Origin of the sequence: Paenibacillus suaedae (assembly GCF_032337355.1) — a bacterium.
GTDB classification, from domain to species: Bacteria; Bacillota; Bacilli; order Paenibacillales; family Paenibacillaceae; genus Paenibacillus_B; species Paenibacillus_B suaedae.
Genome location: NZ_JAVYAA010000005.1, coordinates 189546 through 205925, shown reverse-complemented (window position 1 = coordinate 205925; position 16380 = coordinate 189546). Strand labels below are relative to the sequence as shown.

Here is a 16380-nt window from a genome sequence, read left to right as displayed (position 1 = left end):
TACGTGGGAAGTATGGCAGCTGCCGTAGTCGTAATGGCAGTTGTGTTATGGATGGACAAGTACTATTTGCCCCTGAGCTTTATGATGATCGGGCTAGCGATGCTGCCCTTCTTCATTCGCTTCGAGCGAAAGACAATGAAGGCGGAAGAGATTCTGCTGATTGCGATGCTTGGTGCGATTGCGGCTGTGAGCCGCGTGCCGTTCGCGCCACTGCCTAGCGTGCAGCCGACATCCTTCGTCATTATGATGTCTGCGCTCGTATTTGGGCCGGAGATAGGGTTCCTCGTAGGCAGTATCGCCGCAGTGGTATCGAACATGTTCCTTGGACAAGGGCCGTGGACGCCTTGGCAGATGTTCTGTTGGGGGATGATTGGATTTACGGCAGGCCTGCTGCGAAATACAAGATTCATGAAGAGCTTGTGGGGCAAGAACATATTCGGGTTCTCATGGGGATTCCTGTTTGGTTGGATTATGAATCTATGGTTTTTGATCGGCATGTATGATCATTTGAACTGGAAGGTATTCGTATCCGCTTATGTCGCTAGCTTTTATTTTGATTTAGCACATGCGCTGTCGAATGTATTTTTCATTACGATTTTCTCAGCGATATGGATCAAGATACTGCTGCGGGTGAAAACGAAATACGGATTATTGCCCTCGAACGACAAGTAAATGGGGAGCGATCAGAGATATCCACATCTTATAGCCTAAATCAATGTTTTGAGAGTCAGTTCGATACATAAATTTAGTAATTTTACACCTTGACCCCTTGCACCTTCTTCGATTAACATATGATCTATAAAGGGGAGTAGCTGTTACAATAAAGTCGTCATTACGAGGATAATCCTCCGGCTTTGTTGGCAACTTCGATTGTTAGCGAGACCTTTACCGACAGGGTAAAGGTCTTTATTTATGGCCTTTACCGTGATCGGTAAAGGCCATTTTTGTTTTTTAGGGGGGTTGTCCAGGGAAATTTCTCATAATTGTGTGCAATTGAAGAAAAGATATACATGACATGATAAGAGGAGAGGGTACTATGGATTTCTTTACACCAGAGTTCTGGTCCGCGTTGATGGCGATTGTGGTTATTGATTTAGTACTGGCCGGGGATAATGCAATTGTTATTGGGTTAACCGCTCGGAACTTGCCGAAGGAACAGCAGAAGAAGGTCATATTCTGGGGTACTTTTGGAGCGATTGCGCTTCGTTCCTTGTTGACGCTTGCTGTAGTATGGCTGTTGAAAATACCAGGTCTGCTCTTAGCCGGCGGCGTGTTGCTCGTCTGGATTGCGTATAAGCTGCTTGTGGAAGAGAAGAGCCATGATGTCGGGTCTGCTGGAAGCTTGTGGGCAGCCATTAAGACGATCATTATTGCAGACACGGTTATGGGACTGGATAACGTGCTCGCAGTAGCGGGTGCTGCGCATGGTGATTTTATTCTCGTGGTACTCGGTTTGCTCATCAGTGTTCCTATTGTGGTATGGGGGAGCACGCTTATTATTAAATGGGTGGAGCGGTTCCCGATCATTATCTATATTGGTGCAGGTGTCTTGGCCTGGACAGCGGCGAAGATGATTGTAGATGAGCCAATGGTAAAGGGATTCTTTACAGAGAACCCCTTTCTGAAATGGGGTCTCATCGTTGTCATCATTGGCGGTGTATTGGCTGCAGGAAGAATGAAGAAGCAGAAGCAAGTGAAGCAGGCCGCTTAATAAGAGCGAACAACTGCTTAGCTGAAAACGACGATCTGAGCACCCTAGCAGGGGTGCTCTTTTTATTACTGGAATCAGATGTAAATGGGTGATGCAGACTGCTACCTTTTACGGTATAATAAAACCACACAATAAAATGGAACTTAATTCCACTAGATGGAACGTAATGGACTTTGCTTATGTTCTTATTTCATATCTACAGGAGTGTGAACGAAATGGATAATAAGGAACGATTTTCAACTCGAGTCGATGCGTATGTGAAGTACCGACCAAGTTATCCGGCGGAGGCTGTGTCGTATTTGTATGATACAGTGGGATTCCAAGCGGGTGACGAGATTGCGGATATTGGGGCAGGAACAGGGAAGTTTTCGAAGCTGCTGCTTGCCCAAGGAAGTCGCGTTGTAGCAGTTGAGCCGAATGAGCCGATGCGGGAGGCAGCTGTGCAGGAGCTTGGCGGCATCGCGAACTATCGTGCAGCCGATGGGGCAGCAGAGGAGACCGGACTGCCCGATCACTCCGTCGATCATATCGTATGTGCGCAGGCATTTCACTGGTTCGATCGCGCCGCAGCCAGGGCTGAATTTCATCGCATCCTGAAGCCTGGCGGTAAGGTTGTCCTGATTTGGAATTCACGATTGCAACAAGGGACTCCATTTCTGGAGGAATACGAGCAGCTGCTGCAGCGGTATGGCACGGATTATGAGAAGGTGCAGCACAAGAACATTTCAGAAGAAGCGCTGTCAGCCTTCTTCGCTCCGAATCAAATGACGGTGGCAAGGTACACGATGAGTCAATTGCTCAACGAAGAGGAGCTCGCCGGTAGACTGCTGTCCTCCTCGTATGCACCAGAGCCTGGCCACCCGAACTATGAACCCATGAGGGCGGAACTGCACCGAATATTTGAACGCAACGAGCAAGATGGCGTGGTATCCTTCGATTATGAGACGGAAATCTTCTGGGGCGAAATGTAGGGAAATAACCAAGAATAGCATATTGCTTCAGATAAGAGAGGAGAAATACCTCTCTTTTTTTGCGTCTGTGTCATATTTGGTATTGACTCTGCCATACATTATGATAGAATCATTATCACTTATAAATCCTATTGTATTACTAGGTATAAATAAGGGGGATATACGATTTGGCACAGATGATCATTACTGGTTTGTTATGCGGGATACTGCTCGGGTTTGTCATGCAGCGCGGCCGATTCTGCCTGACAGGTGGATTTCGTGATATGTATTTAGCGAAGGATAATCGGATGTTCTATGCGCTGCTCATTGCCATCACGGTTCAGAGCATCGGCGTATTTGCGCTCATCCAGTTTGGCTTGGTGGAGTTCAAGGCAGGCTCGTTTCAATGGCTGAGCACGATCGTAGGCTCATTCATATTCGGTATCGGCATTATTTTGGCGGGAGGCTGTGCGACAGGAACATGGTATCGTGCCGGGGAAGGCTTGATCGGGAGTTGGATTGCCTTATTCGGATATATGGCGATGAGCGCCATTATGAAGTCAGGTGCGCTGCTGCCTGTCAACAATGGCCTAAAGGCGTATGCCGCCCCGAATAATTCCATCCCGGATACATTTGGATTGTCCGTATGGCCGTTCATTGTCGTGCTCGCTCTCGTGACATTATGGCTTGTTAGCAAGCAGTTGCGTAAACCTGCTGTTGCGATTCCAACCTTGCCAGCGAAACGGAAAGGAATCAATCATCTATTGTTCGAAAAGCGCTGGCATCCATTTGCTACAGCTGCTCTTGTAGGAATCATTGCGCTGCTCGCATGGCCGCTGAGCGAAGCGACAGGACGGATGTCAGGTCTTGGCATAACGACTCCATCAGCCAATCTGTTGCAATACCTGGTGACGGGCGATAGTTCCAAGTATGTAAACTGGGGTGTTTTCTTGGTGCTTGGCATCTTTGCAGGCTCTTTCCTGGCAGCGAAGGGAAGCCGCGAGTTTCGCTTCCGGGCACCGGATGCAAAGACAGCTATATCCAGCTTCGGTGGGGGACTTCTCATGGGCTTCGGAGCGAGTTGGGCAGGAGGATGTTCAATTGGCAATGGGCTCGTTATGACGGCCATGATGACTTGGCAAGGATGGGTATCGCTCATTTTCATGATTTTGGGTACATGGACGGCTTCGTATTTCGTATATGTGAGGCCGCGTACTAAGGCAAGTCGTAACCTAAGCACTTCTTATCATGCAAAGACCGTATAGGAGGAGAATGACATGAAAACGAAATTAGCCGTACTGGGCATGGTATGTCCATTTCCGTTAATCGAGGCGAAGGAGGCGATCCAATCACTGAACAGTGGCGATGAGCTGGTCATTGATTTCGACTGCACGCAAGCTACGGAGAGCATTCCTCGTTGGGCCGCCGAAGCCGGGCATACGATAACGAACTACGAACAAATTGACGATGCATCATGGACGATTACGGTACGTAAAAAATAACCGGGAACATCGACGAACCGTAGCGGAGAGCTTTACGATGCCGCTTCATGCAGCGAACTAAAGAGAGTTGACATAAAGCAAAAAGGTCGAGTTGGGGACAAAGAGAGTCCTGACTCGACCTTTTTTTGAATCACGTTTTTTGATGGATCTAGGAAAGCTTGTACATATCTTAATCTGGGCATTTTGGGTATGTATCCACTTCAAGCACTCCAAACTTCCAGATCCATGGTTGGAACGAAAAATAGGAGGAAATTAAGCTTGAAAAACAATAAATATAAATTGACTCTCACGTTACGTGATACTTTATAGTAGTTGTTGAAGGGAGGTTACATGGCAATCATGAGAATAAAAGAAGTGGCGGACATCGTCGGCATTAGCGTGCGTACCTTGCACCATTATGACGAAATCGGACTTCTGTCCCCAGCTCAAGTTACGGATGCGGGTTACAGACAGTATTCAGATGAGGAGCTGGCTATGCTTCAGCAAATCTTGTTCTTTCGAGAGCTGGGCTTCCCATTGAAAAAGATTAAAGACATTATTCACAGCCCAACATTCGATCAGACCGAAGCGCTCGAACTGCACCGCAGCATGCTGCTGGAGAAGCGCAAGCAGTTTGATGTCATGCTGGAGACGCTGAATAAGACGATACTACATCGAAAAGGAGAAATTCACATGACGAACAAAGAGAAGTTTCAAGGCTTTGACTTCAGTCATAATCCATATGAGCAAGAAGCGCGCAAGCGGTGGGGAGATAAGGCTGTTGATGCATCCAATGCTAAGGTTGGAAACATGACGAAAGAGGAGCAGACCTCCATGGGAGAGAAGATGAATGCGATATACTTCCATCTGGCAGAACTGCGTGGTACTTCACCAGATTCAGAAGAAGCGCAGGCAGGGATCAAACAATGGTATGACTTCTTGAATACAATGGGCAACTACTCTCCTGAAGCATTCAAGGGGCTTGGGGAAATGTATGTAGATGATGTTCGATTCACCAAAAATATCGACAAGTTCGGTGAAGGCCTTGCTGTGTTCATGCGTGACGCTATGGCAGTCTTCGCAGATCGAATAAACGAATAGGCATTGCAGCTTTGCTTGAAATTCGAGGAAAAGAGCGAGAATGAACGCAAGAGAGCCCCTAGTTGCTTTACGCAGCTAGGGGCTCGTTCGTTTTATATCAGGAGTGGGTGGTTCTATAGAATCGAACTGATGGCTCTGTATAATCAATCAGCTGTCTCTATAGATTCAAGATATCACGGATATCCTGCTCAGTTAGGGCGGATATTGCCTCTTCACCAGGCTGGATGACCTCTTCGATCAAGTTCTTCTTTCGCTGTTGAATCTCATACATCTTGTCCTCAACCGTTCCTTGCGCCACAAGACGAATGACCTGTACAACCTGCTTCTGCCCAATCCGGTGGGCGCGATCGGCTGCTTGCTGCTCCACGGCAGGATTCCACCAGAGATCATACAGAATAACGGTATCTGCCCCGGTCAAATTCAATCCTGTTCCTCCTGCTTTCAAGGAAGCCAAGAATAAGTCGCGCTCACCTGCATTGAATCGGCTGCACAGCTCCACTCGCTCAGCGCTCGGCGTCTGTCCGTCCAAGTAGAAGTAGGATACTCCTTGTTCCGCCAGCTCTCGCTTGATCAGTGCGAGCATCTCTGTGAACTGGGAGAAGATAAGCGGTCTTCTGCCAGCCTCTCTTGCTTCTGCGATAATCTCCAGCAGCTGTTCGAACTTTGCAGAGCTTCCTGTATAGTCTTCCATGAACAAGCCAGGGTGGCAGCATAGCTGGCGAAGCCTTGTAATCCCAGCCAAGATTTTGATGCGACTCTTCTGGAACCCGTCTTCATCCAAATGCTTCAAGGCATCCTTCTGCAGCTTGGCTAAGTAAGCGACATACAACTTCTTCTGCTCGGGCAGCAGCTCTGATGCCTGAAGGGATTCGATCTTCTCCGGCAGTTCCTGCAATACATCTGTTTTCAATCTTCGCAGCAGGAACGGGCGGGAGCGCTTCGCTACGACGTCACGCGGAAGATCGCTGAACTCCTTTCTCCCTGGGAACAATCCAGGAAACACAGCATCGTAAATGGACCATAGCTCCTCTAGCGAATTCTCCACTGGCGTTCCGGTAAGCGCGAAGCAGTACTCGGCTTGGAGAGCCTTCACAGACTGGGCCGTCTGAGTCGTGTAATTTTTGAACGCTTGCGCTTCATCCAGAATGAGCGTGTGGAAAGAGTGCTTGGCGTACCATTCAATATCTCTGCGCAGCAGCGGGTAGGACGTAATGATAACATCGACGCGCTCAAGATGATTCAGCTTGCGGGTGCGTTCCGCCTTGTTCCCGTCAGCAATGATGGTGCGGACCGATGGCGCGAAGCGCATGAATTCGTTGCGCCAATTATACATAAGCGACGCTGGACAGACGACGAGCGCAGGAAGCTGCCGCTTTTGAATGTCCGGTAGAACAGACACCATGAAGGCGATGCTTTGCAAGGTCTTGCCAAGGCCCATATCATCCGCCAGAATACCGCCGAAGTGGTAGTGGGCAAGTGTCTTTAGCCACTGGAACCCATATGCCTGATATTCCCGAAGCACATGAACCAGACTGTCCGGGACGGGGAATTCCAAATGGTCCGGGTTGCGCAAATTCTCCAGCAGCTTGCGGAAGGATCTGCCGAATCGTACGGCTTGCCGCTCTCCTTGGGAGTCGATAAGATGCAGCCCGCGCATAACCGGGATACGGAACTCTGCTCCTGAAGCTTCTCCCTGACGAAGGCCCACCTCATTCATGAAGCGAATAATCTCTTGGAACTGTTCACTTTCAAGCGGCATGAGCGCGCCGTTTGCCATTCGATAGTAGCGCCTTTTTTCCTCGATTGCTTTGAGCAGCTTTCGAATTTCTGATTCTGATATTCCATCCATCTCAAACTTGAATTCAAGCCAATCGATACGTTCGTCCACATTGATTGAGATTTTGGGAGGAGCGTTCGGGATGAACAACCTTTCCTTCACAGCTGAAGTCGCATAGATGTGCAGGATTCGTTGCAGTTGGGGAACGATGTGATACATGAAATTATATTCGGCATCCTCGTCATCCAAGAAGTATCCGCCTTCCGTTTTCACAAAGGGCGACTGCTCCATGATTTCTAGTATTCGCTGCTCTTTGTCCGTATTCCGCATCAGAATCCGATTCTCTGTATGCTTGTGTCGATTCGGATCCAGTGGGTTAATGGAGATATCCCCGTAGTGAAATTCCAACCCCGCAAGCAGTCTATCTCGAATACGATCAAGATACAGCTTCGCCTGTAATTCCGGCTGCACGACGCGATCTGCTATCGCTTGCGCTACGCGTACGTTGCCGAGCTTCTGTAAGCCCGGAACCACCTTGTCCATGATTGGACCAATCTGATTAGGTGATATAAGAATTCGTTGCTGGCGGCGACCGTTGTCCAATGTCTTCTTTAGATCAGAGAGCCGCTTGCATTGCTCAATCGGGGTCGGTATAAAGGCCCCGTTAGCGATGACAGCCCCGTAGCTCTCCAGCACTGTCACTTGTTCTAATCCTTGTACATCAATGCAGTAGGCATCTTTATCCGCCTCATCTAGCCTGAACTGTATTGGGAGAGGCTCATCTACAACAGACAGTCCCTCAAATGTTGATCCGTCATGCGCAAGGAGCACAGAAGGAGCTTGTTGAAGGGCAGGAAGCAGGGCATCCCACGAGTAAGGAGGGATGAGCAGCATCCGTTCGTCGTTGCCCTGCTTGGCAAGAATGGCGGAATGCGGCATGTGACGGTATACATTTTCGTTGCGGTAAATCGCGATCAACTGTTGGATAACGGCAAAATGCTCGGGATGAAAGCAATGCAGTGACGGATCATAGGAGAAATGCCTTGAAAATACATAGCATTCCCCGCGATCGATGCATCGCAGCAATTCGCGAATATGCTTTACGATATATAGTCGCTGCGGCCCGACCCTCATTTCAACGGCCAAAAAGGCCTGCTCGTTGCCTGATGAAACCGGGAAGCAGGTGATTTCTACGTCAAGCGGCTGTCTGGTATCGAATAAGGGGCGGATACGGCTGGATTTGAGTGGAGTATCGTCAAATAATCCGAGTATTCGCTGGGCTAGCTGATCATTCCCCGATTCCATATTCATAGTCGCGGCTCTCCTTTCTATATGTGAGATGAGTATATATAAAGTGAACGCATGTTCGTGTATGTCGATAGCTATATGATATCAGAAAGCAATAAAAAAGAAACAACAGGACTTTGGAACTATGCGATTAAGTCGAAATTAAGAATATATTCAGTGCCGATTGGTAAGATGGGAGCTAGGGTATATATTATTGGTCAGTAAATGCGTGTAAAGGTGTAATAGAGCCATTTATGGAAAGTTGACACCACTGACAGGATGTCTGCAGGCATGTATAATAGGTGCTGCGGCGAAAATATTGTTTTCAGAAAATACAAAATATCCCTCGAATCACCTAGGGAAAAGGATGCCACCTGTCGAATGTAATAGCGATTATACTTTCTTGAGACTCATCGCGCGCAATTTATTTATAAGACTATAGACTCATTTTTTTTGAGTTGATTATAGGAAAAGGAGGCCAACCCGATGGCGGGCACATGGTTGAAGCTGAAAATCGGGCAGAGGCTCGAGTCCCTGCGCCGATATGTCTCGCCGGCACTGCTTGCTGCCGCGGGAGTATTCATCATTACTTGTCTTGCATTATTTGTTCCCCCTTATATCGGAATGGCAGATAACGGCGACTATTTCCGAATTCTCTACAGCAATGGCCTGTACTTCAATGCACCCGATTACTACGATCAGTATTTTGGATATTTTATTAAGGAATATGGAATATTCCAATACTACAATGAGAATGCGGCAACCTTATTTTCTTCCCAGTCCATTTTCATCAAAGCAGCTATTTGGCTCAATCAATTATTTAATCCAGATGTATTCGATATCCGCTTCCAGGCTGCCATATTCGTGGTGCTGTATATCGTTGCCGTATATTTGCTCGTGGAGAGCTTAACGTGGAAGGTTGCTTCCAAGTACGCATACCCGATTTCGATCATCGCGATATTTCTATTCGGTGATACCGCATATACCGCTTACTTTAACTCCTTCTTTGGGGAGAGCATCGTGTTTATTATGCTGATCTTTGTGTTCGCCTCGGGGCTGCTCATCTATCGCAATCGATACAATGACTATGTCATGATGGGTGTGCTGTTGGCCAGCGGACTGCTATTGACTACCAGTAAACAACAGAATGCGCCTCTTGGCATCATTCTCGGCATATTTGGCATCTTCCTCATCTTTATTCGGAAAGGAAGAACATTCCGGGCATTGATGTCTTCAACGCTCGTGCTCTTGCTACTGGCTGGTATTGGCACTTACACGCTTATACCGAAGGAGTTCGTGAACATCAACCAATATCATGCGATGTCGCGGGGGATATTGATGGGATCCGATGATCCAGAATCTACATTGGAACAATTCGATATGGACAAGCAGTACGCCATACTGAACAAAAGTATTTATTACGAGCTGTACACCACAGTAGATGTAGATTCTGAAATTCTGGAGAATCAGTTCTATAACAAATACGGATTTGTATCGATTCTTGGCTATTATGTAACTCATCCTTCTAAAGCTATCGACATGCTGGATTTGGCGGCTAAGAGCGCATTCAAAATACGTCCTCCTGCAATGGGGAATTACGAAATATCGGTTGGAAAACCATTCCGTGCGCAGACGACGTTTTTCTCCGGTTACAGCATCTTGAAGGCAAAAATGGCGCCGAAAACGTTCGGCTTCGTGATTTTGTGGATTGTGCTTGTTGCCGGATTGTACATGCCTTCCTTTGTTGCGGCTGCAAGAGCCAAGCAAATACGGCGCATGATCCGATTCTCCTTTATCTTTATCATGATTTTGATGGGATTGTCGGGAATCGCGGTGTCCATTATTGGTGCGGGGGATGCCGATTTGGCGAAACATGAATTCGTGTTTACGGCGGTGTTCGACCTTGTCACGTTTGTAACGGTGTCTGACGCCATACGCAGACGCTTATGGAGCAGGCAGGATGAAGATTCTGCATTGCTTACTTCTGATACCAGCACTCATGTTCATGAAGGGGCCAAGGTGGTGATGTAACGTGATCCAAAGAAAATTAATTGTATGCATGCTTGCATTGCTGCTGTTTGGCTGTGGGATGCCTATGACCATTCACGCGGCAGAGCAAGCGGCCTCTAAGGTGCTGCTCATCTACGACAGCTTGGACAAAGGGACAACGAGAGAGGGAAATGTCGAGGCAATGCAGCGCCTGCTGGCATCCTATGGCGTCCAGGTTACGCTCGTTCGTTCTGACCATTATCAGCGGGGGCAGATGGATGCTTATACGAAGGTGATAGGGATTCATAATCTGACTGATTTGAAGGAATCGAATCAGGATTTTCTTCAAGATGTCGAACAGTATCGTGGTGACTACTTGCACATCGGTGCGAGAGTCCCTGCAGCGGTGACCGCAAGCTTAGAGCTTCGCGTTCACAGTGGAGTGCCTGGTCCCATTCGAATCGCTATTGATCGCCTGGCTCAAGATGCAATTCGTACCGAGCAAGTGACCATCATCGAACATGCTGCAGGCACCCGTTATGGGAGCCTGAGTTCAGCAGGCGCTCCGTCCGAGTTCCCTTATGGAGTGCGAAACGGCCGCTACGGTTATGCAGCTTATTTCGAGCGGGGCAATATCAGTGAGCTGGCAATGTCGCATTTGCTGAGAGACTGGTTGGGCAATGCAGGAGAGGCGCGCAGCTACGTAATTTTCAAGGAAGTATATCCGTTCTCCGACCTGCAGCTGCTGGAGCGGCTTGCCGACCGGATGTACGAGGCGGGAATTCCGTTCATCGCAAGTGTGCAGCCGGTGTTCATGAATACCGATTATCCGGCCATGAAGCGATATATGGAAACACTGAAGTATGTTCAATCCCGCAACGGAAGCATTATTGCAAATGCTCCAGTTGTAGCCTCAACGGTCAATCTAAGCGATACGACATTAAAGGGAAAGATGGAAGGATTCATTGACGTGCTTGCAGACTATGGGGTTGCACCATTGGGACTTGGAGCGGACTTCTACTGGACCTATGACCAAAGATATGCAGAAGAGGGCATGAGCTTTACGGACTCGGTCGTGTTGTTTCCAAATAAGACGTTGAAGTACAGAGTTCAGACGAATGAGTCCAAGGCATTCCCGTTCTCCGCATTCAGCATGCAGCCTGGATTTTTAGAGCAATTCGGTCATTCCGGGACTTTCATGCCTGCAATGCCTATGAATACCGCATTAACCTTTGACTTCCCTGATACAGAGGAGAAGCTGGACGACATCGTAGAGCAATTGCAGAGCAGCTGGATATCATTTTCTGATTATAAACACGTCTCCCATACTGTTCGTACCCCCAACAGCATCATTATGTCTCGGAGCGGCAGTGTGACCATTAACGGACAGGGTGTAAACTTGGATGTCGTGATCAAGAAGGTAAGCTCAGATTATGTATATAAGGAAAAAGAAGTGAAGAGCTTCGAGACGTTGTTCAATGTACAGAACAAAATTTTTATTGTCATTATCGTACTGACGCTTATTGCATTCACAGGGTTTCTCATCGTGGGTAAACGACTGTACAAGCGCAAATATTACAAATAAGGAGATAGCCATGACGACTGCAGATATTTTAATGCTCATAGCGGTTATCTGTATTTGGTCGCTCTTGCTCGTCAACGTCGTCCTGATCATTGCAGGATACTTGTACTACATCAAGATCGAGAACGAGGAAGTACCGGCAATTAAGGGCGAGGCGCCATTCGTCTCCATCATGGTGCCTGCCCATAATGAAGGGAAGGTTATCACGAAGACGGTGGAGTCGCTATTGGCGCTGGATTATCCCCATGATCGATACGAGATTATCGTTATCAATGATAATTCATCGGATAACAGCAGCGAGCTGCTGGGCAATTTGCAGCGCAAGCATGACGGCCGCAACCTGATTATCATCAACACGGATGCGGTGACAGGTGGGAAAGGCAAATCTAACGCGCTCAATATCGGATTCAAGCAGAGCCGAGGTGAATTGATTGCCATCTACGACGCAGACAATACGCCAGAGAAGACGGCTCTACGCTATCTGGTAGCAGAGATTACGAACGACGATACACTAGGTGCGGTAATCGGCAAGTTCCGTACCCGCAACCGCAACACGAACCTGCTTACGCGATTTATTAACATCGAGACGCTGTCGTTCCAATGGATGGCTCAGGCAGGGCGATGGAAGCTGTTCAAGCTGTGCACGATTCCAGGGACGAACTTCATTATGCGGCGGAGCATCGTGGAAAGCATCGGAGGCTGGGACGTGAAGGCGATTGCAGAGGATACGGAAATTAGCTTTCGCATTTACATGATGGGTTATCGAATTAAGTTCCAGCCGAAATCTGTAACATGGGAGCAAGAGCCGCAGACGGTAAAGGTATGGTTCAAGCAGCGAACACGCTGGGCGAAGGGTAATATTTACGTCATCATCAAAAACATTCCGCTGCTCTTTGACCGCAAGGCACGAAATATCCGTTTTGATATCCTTTATTTTTTATCGATTTACTTTTTGCTGCTTACCTCATTGGTCATGTCCGACATCTTGCTCATTTTACATGCCTTAGGCTACGTACATACGACGATAGCTGGCTTCAGTTCCTTCTTATGGCTGCTGGCCATCACGCTGTTCATCTTAGGTACCTATATTACGTTGATCACGGAAAAAGGGGAGATGGTGCTCTCCAATCTGTGGATCATTATGCTGATGTATGTATCATATTGCCAGATGTGGATGGTCGTAGCCGCTTATGGGCTCTATAACTATGTGAAGGATTTATTATTCAAGCGTGAAGTCAAATGGTACAAAACAGAACGCTTTTAGAAGGTCGATTTTGATCACGCAGTATCTCAGGAAGTAACTCGGCATCGAATCTTGCATTCACTCTCGAAGTCCGCTGCTCATGTAGTTCGCCCTACATTCCGCTGCTCCTTCTTCGAGTTCAAGCAACCTTCTCGGTGCTGAAAATCGACCATTTTGATCACGCATTTATATAGGAACTCGTTTGAACATTGATACTCATTTATGAAGAAAAGACAGGAGAGAAGCTTGTGAATAAACGGTGGATCGTAGTCGGCATGACTTGCTTGTCCTTGTTATTCGGACAGCTTGGACAGGCCTCGGCAGCTGTGGCTCCGGCAATGGGCTCTGCTCAGCTGAGTACGTATGAAGAGACATTTTCAAGTGCGGACACATCCTTGTCCGGGATTATGTCCTCCAGACAGTTCAACTTCCAGACTGAGGAGTATTGGAAGGTTGATGAAGTTAAGATTCATGTAGATTATAAAGCGTCGCCCTTAACGAAAAGAGAACGGTCAAGCGTGACGCTGTCATTGAACGGGAAAAAGTTTCATTCCTTCCGTCCTGACGTCAGTGATGATCCAAAGCGTCGACTTACGGTATCCGTCCCTAAGGAATTGCTGGTGAAAGGGAATAACACACTGACGATCGAAGGCTATATTGTCACTACGGATGCGAATCAAATTTGTATGCCGTCGGAGAAGCGTGACAACTGGCTGCAGCTGTTCGCGACGTCAGGCGCCTCTATTCGATATACGAGTGAGGCGATTAAGCCAAGCATTCGCGATTTTAACCGTCATTTTACAGGCATGGATACGGTTAGCGATGAACGTAACGCGATTGCGATCCCGAAGAGCAGTAAGCCTGCCGAACTGGAGGCTGCCGTATATGCATTATCAGGTTTCGCGAAGCAAAATAGACTGAAGCAAAAACAAATTCCGATGTATGCATTCGATGCTGATGCCTTGAAGGGGAAAACAGCAGTTGTGGCTGTGGCATTGTACGATCAACTGCCAGCGGCTTGGAAGAGTGAGCTGGGCAATGTAGATGTCGCGCAAGCTGCGGTGATCCGCGTGATTCGTACGGGTACACAGCCTACTCTTGTCGTTACTTCTCAGGATCCTGCCATGCTGGTGAAGGCAGGACGATTGCTGGCGAATCAAGAGCTGGTCAAGCAGTTGGACGGGGATACGAAAATGGTATCGGGCGATACGGATGTTGCAACGCCTGAAGTCACCATTAGCAGGGACATGAAGCTTACGGACAATGGCGACAAGCTGAAAGGCTGGATGCATCAAGAGAAATCATACTTCATATCGCTTCCAGCCAACCGCACGATTGCCGAGGCGAGCAAAATCCACCTGGACATGCGGTATGCGACCAATCTTGATTTTGATCGCTCCATGGTTACGGTGCTCATTAACAACACGCCAATCGGCAGCAAGAAGCTGAATATGGATTTAGCCAACAAAGATACATTAACCCTGCCGATTCCGAAAAATTTAGATGTAACGGGTAACTTTACAGTCACGGTTGCATTTGATTTGGAGCTTCGGAATGTTGTGTGCATGGAGCCACAGGATGAGATGCCCTGGGCGTTCATTACGAAGGATTCGGTACTACAGCTGAAAACGAAGGATAAGACAGAGCTGCTGTTCGACAGCTATCCGAACCCATTCCTTCGTGACGGCAGCTTCAATCAAGTTGCGGTTGTGATGCCGAAAAATCCAGATATGTATACGTACCAGTCGCTGGCGAATGTGTTCAATCTTCTTGGCCAATATGCGGAGGGCAATGCAGGCGAAGTCCGGTTCTTTGAGGATAGCGCAGCTGCTTCTGACTTGAAGGCCCATAACGTGATTGCAATTGGCAGCTATAACAATAATAAAGTCATTCGGGATAATAATGATAAATTGTATTTTAAATATGGAGCAAATGGAGAAGGGTTTACCTCCAATGAAAAGATGAGCGTGGACGCGGATTACGGCAAGCGTTTAGGTACGCTTCAGATCATCGAATCTCCGTTTGAAGCAGGCCGAGGCTTGCTTGCTATTAGTGGACCGAGCACCGAATATGATTATTTGGCCTCTAAACTGCTCGCCAGTGATAATGCGAAGTGGAGAATATATGGAGATGGCGTAGCCACGAACAAGGACGGCGACATCCACGCCTTCCGCTTCAAGAAGCAGGCGGAACAGCAATCTTCCTCGATTGTGGAGCAGGTTCTGCAGCGTGGGGACGTTCTGGGCTTCATGGTGGCCGCAATGCTTATCGGCTTGCTCGTGCTCGTATCCCTCATTTTCATGATTCGCAAATACCGCAAGAAACGGGGGGCTGGCGATGAAACGGAATCAAAGTAGTCTCCTGTCGGACGGCGCCTTCTTGCTATGGTTTTTGCTTAGCTTCGTATGCATTGCATTTACGGTGGGTGAGCCGAACCGCTACATCCTGAACATGATTTTGTTGAATGTGGCCTTTCTTATCGCGATCGTTACGTACTTTACGAGTGTGACAACGGGGTTAGTTCTGAATATTGTGTTCCTGTTCGGATACGGGACGTTTACGTTGTATCAGACTGTCGTGGAAGGTGGGGTCGTTGGGGCTCATAATTATTTTTGGCTTATCATGACGCCAGCCTTTACCGTAGTTAGTGCCATGCTTACACTCGGCAATCGAAGATTGCAGACGGAGAACGAACAGCTGAAACGGATAAATGCATCTCTGGCGACGATGGACGAAAGCACGGACTTGAAAAATAGCCGCTCGTTCCAAAAAGATGCCAAGGTATTTATGGCTCTCTCTACGCGTTATCATATTCCGCTGACGCTGCTTGTCGTGCAAGTGAGATATTGGGACGAGCTGAAGCGGATGGTTAGCGAGGAGCAAATGTCGGAAATGATCTATGGTGTGTCCAAGCTTAGTGAGACAAGCATACGTATGAATGACTCGCTATACATGCTGAATACGGATAATCCGACATGGGGCCTGCTGTTGTTTACCGACCGTGACGGCGCCAATGTGGTTATAGAGCGGTTGAAGGAGAAAGTTGCCTCCTTCAATGACGTAGAATTGGCTGGCAAGTACAAGATCGAGCTGAATCTTACCGTGGGAGCCTTGGAATATTCCCCTGAGACGGTATCCACGCCGCTGGAATTCATAACGCAAGCAAGAAAGCAGATGGAGTACGATGTTTAAAGGGATCAGAAAGCCTTAGGGACATTCAGCCTTGGATCAAATCCATCCACCGTAATCAGGTGGATGG

Annotated in this window: 12 protein-coding genes; 11 read left to right on the top strand and 1 reads right to left on the bottom strand. The window is 47.9% G+C overall.

Annotated features, from left to right (window positions below; all coding sequences use genetic code 11):
* Window positions 1–12: 12 nt before the first annotated feature.
* The 6 genes from RQP50_RS20410 (at window position 13) to RQP50_RS20385 (ending at window position 5243) form a co-directional block, all read left to right on the top strand.
* Window positions 13–672, top strand: a complete 660-nt coding sequence (locus RQP50_RS20410) for an ECF transporter S component (RefSeq protein ID WP_315746674.1) — start codon at window positions 13–15, stop codon at window positions 670–672.
* A gap of 364 nt (window positions 673–1036) precedes the next feature.
* Window positions 1037–1711, top strand: a complete 675-nt coding sequence (locus RQP50_RS20405; protein WP_072729218.1) for a TerC family protein — start codon at window positions 1037–1039, stop codon at window positions 1709–1711.
* Between the two features lie 215 nt (window positions 1712–1926).
* Complete coding sequence (locus tag RQP50_RS20400) at window positions 1927–2682, top strand: class I SAM-dependent methyltransferase (RefSeq protein ID WP_268624223.1); 756 nt, start codon at window positions 1927–1929, stop codon at window positions 2680–2682.
* 176 nt (window positions 2683–2858) lie between these two features.
* Window positions 2859–3926 carry a YeeE/YedE family protein gene (locus RQP50_RS20395; RefSeq protein WP_315746673.1) on the top strand — a complete coding sequence of 356 codons (1068 nt, stop codon included), beginning with the start codon at window positions 2859–2861 and terminating at the stop codon, window positions 3924–3926.
* A 12-nt stretch (window positions 3927–3938) separates the two neighbouring features.
* On the top strand, window positions 3939–4163 hold the full coding sequence (locus RQP50_RS20390; RefSeq protein WP_021257395.1) for a sulfurtransferase TusA family protein: 225 nt from the start codon (window positions 3939–3941) through the stop codon (window positions 4161–4163).
* 339 nt (window positions 4164–4502) lie between these two features.
* Window positions 4503–5243: a MerR family transcriptional regulator gene (locus tag RQP50_RS20385; RefSeq protein WP_315746672.1), complete on the top strand. Its 741-nt coding sequence runs from the start codon at window positions 4503–4505 to the stop codon at window positions 5241–5243.
* A 157-nt stretch (window positions 5244–5400) separates the two neighbouring features.
* Here RQP50_RS20385 and RQP50_RS20380 read toward each other — a convergent pair whose 3' ends face one another.
* Window positions 5401–8331, bottom strand: coding sequence for a DEAD/DEAH box helicase (locus RQP50_RS20380; protein ID WP_315746538.1), 2931 nt, complete (start codon window positions 8329–8331; stop codon window positions 5401–5403).
* Between the two features lie 462 nt (window positions 8332–8793).
* Between RQP50_RS20380 and wsfD the strand changes: the two genes are divergently transcribed.
* The 5 genes from wsfD (at window position 8794) to RQP50_RS20355 (ending at window position 16313) form a co-directional block, all read left to right on the top strand.
* The gene (gene wsfD, locus RQP50_RS20375) at window positions 8794–10338 is read left to right on the top strand and encodes a glycan biosynthesis hexose transferase WsfD (protein ID WP_315746536.1); all 1545 of its coding nucleotides are present in this window, start codon (window positions 8794–8796) and stop codon (window positions 10336–10338) included.
* 1 nt (window position 10339) lies between these two features.
* Window positions 10340–11881: a hypothetical protein gene (locus tag RQP50_RS20370; protein WP_315746535.1), complete on the top strand. Its 1542-nt coding sequence runs from the start codon at window positions 10340–10342 to the stop codon at window positions 11879–11881.
* A gap of 10 nt (window positions 11882–11891) precedes the next feature.
* Entirely contained in the window at window positions 11892–13142 is a 1251-nt protein-coding gene (locus RQP50_RS20365) for a glycosyltransferase family 2 protein (RefSeq protein ID WP_072729212.1), read from the top strand.
* 227 nt (window positions 13143–13369) lie between these two features.
* Window positions 13370–15478, top strand: a complete 2109-nt coding sequence (locus RQP50_RS20360; RefSeq protein ID WP_315746533.1) for a cellulose biosynthesis cyclic di-GMP-binding regulatory protein BcsB — start codon at window positions 13370–13372, stop codon at window positions 15476–15478.
* Window positions 15459–16313, top strand: a complete 855-nt coding sequence (locus RQP50_RS20355) for a diguanylate cyclase domain-containing protein (RefSeq protein ID WP_072729211.1) — start codon at window positions 15459–15461, stop codon at window positions 16311–16313. Before RQP50_RS20360 ends, RQP50_RS20355 begins: the two co-directional genes overlap by 20 nt.
* Window positions 16314–16380: the final 67 nt, after the last annotated feature.

Excerpts from the sequence above, each read along its gene's own strand:
- RQP50_RS20410 (WP_315746674.1), top strand. The coding sequence starts at position 13 with ATGGCAGCTGCCGTAGTCGTAATGGCAGTTGTGTTATGGATGGACAAG.
- RQP50_RS20405 (WP_072729218.1), top strand. The coding sequence starts at position 1,037 with ATGGATTTCTTTACACCAGAGTTCTGGTCCGCGTTGATGGCGATTGTG.
- RQP50_RS20400 (WP_268624223.1), top strand. The coding sequence starts at position 1,927 with ATGGATAATAAGGAACGATTTTCAACTCGAGTCGATGCGTATGTGAAG.
- RQP50_RS20395 (WP_315746673.1), top strand. The coding sequence starts at position 2,859 with ATGATCATTACTGGTTTGTTATGCGGGATACTGCTCGGGTTTGTCATG.
- RQP50_RS20390 (WP_021257395.1), top strand. The coding sequence starts at position 3,939 with ATGAAAACGAAATTAGCCGTACTGGGCATGGTATGTCCATTTCCGTTA.
- RQP50_RS20385 (WP_315746672.1), top strand. The coding sequence starts at position 4,503 with ATGAGAATAAAAGAAGTGGCGGACATCGTCGGCATTAGCGTGCGTACC.
- RQP50_RS20380 (WP_315746538.1), bottom strand. The coding sequence starts at position 8,331 with ATGAATATGGAATCGGGGAATGATCAGCTAGCCCAGCGAATACTCGGA.
- wsfD (WP_315746536.1), top strand. The coding sequence starts at position 8,794 with ATGGCGGGCACATGGTTGAAGCTGAAAATCGGGCAGAGGCTCGAGTCC.
- RQP50_RS20365 (WP_072729212.1), top strand. The coding sequence starts at position 11,892 with ATGACGACTGCAGATATTTTAATGCTCATAGCGGTTATCTGTATTTGG.
- RQP50_RS20355 (WP_072729211.1), top strand. The coding sequence starts at position 15,459 with ATGAAACGGAATCAAAGTAGTCTCCTGTCGGACGGCGCCTTCTTGCTA.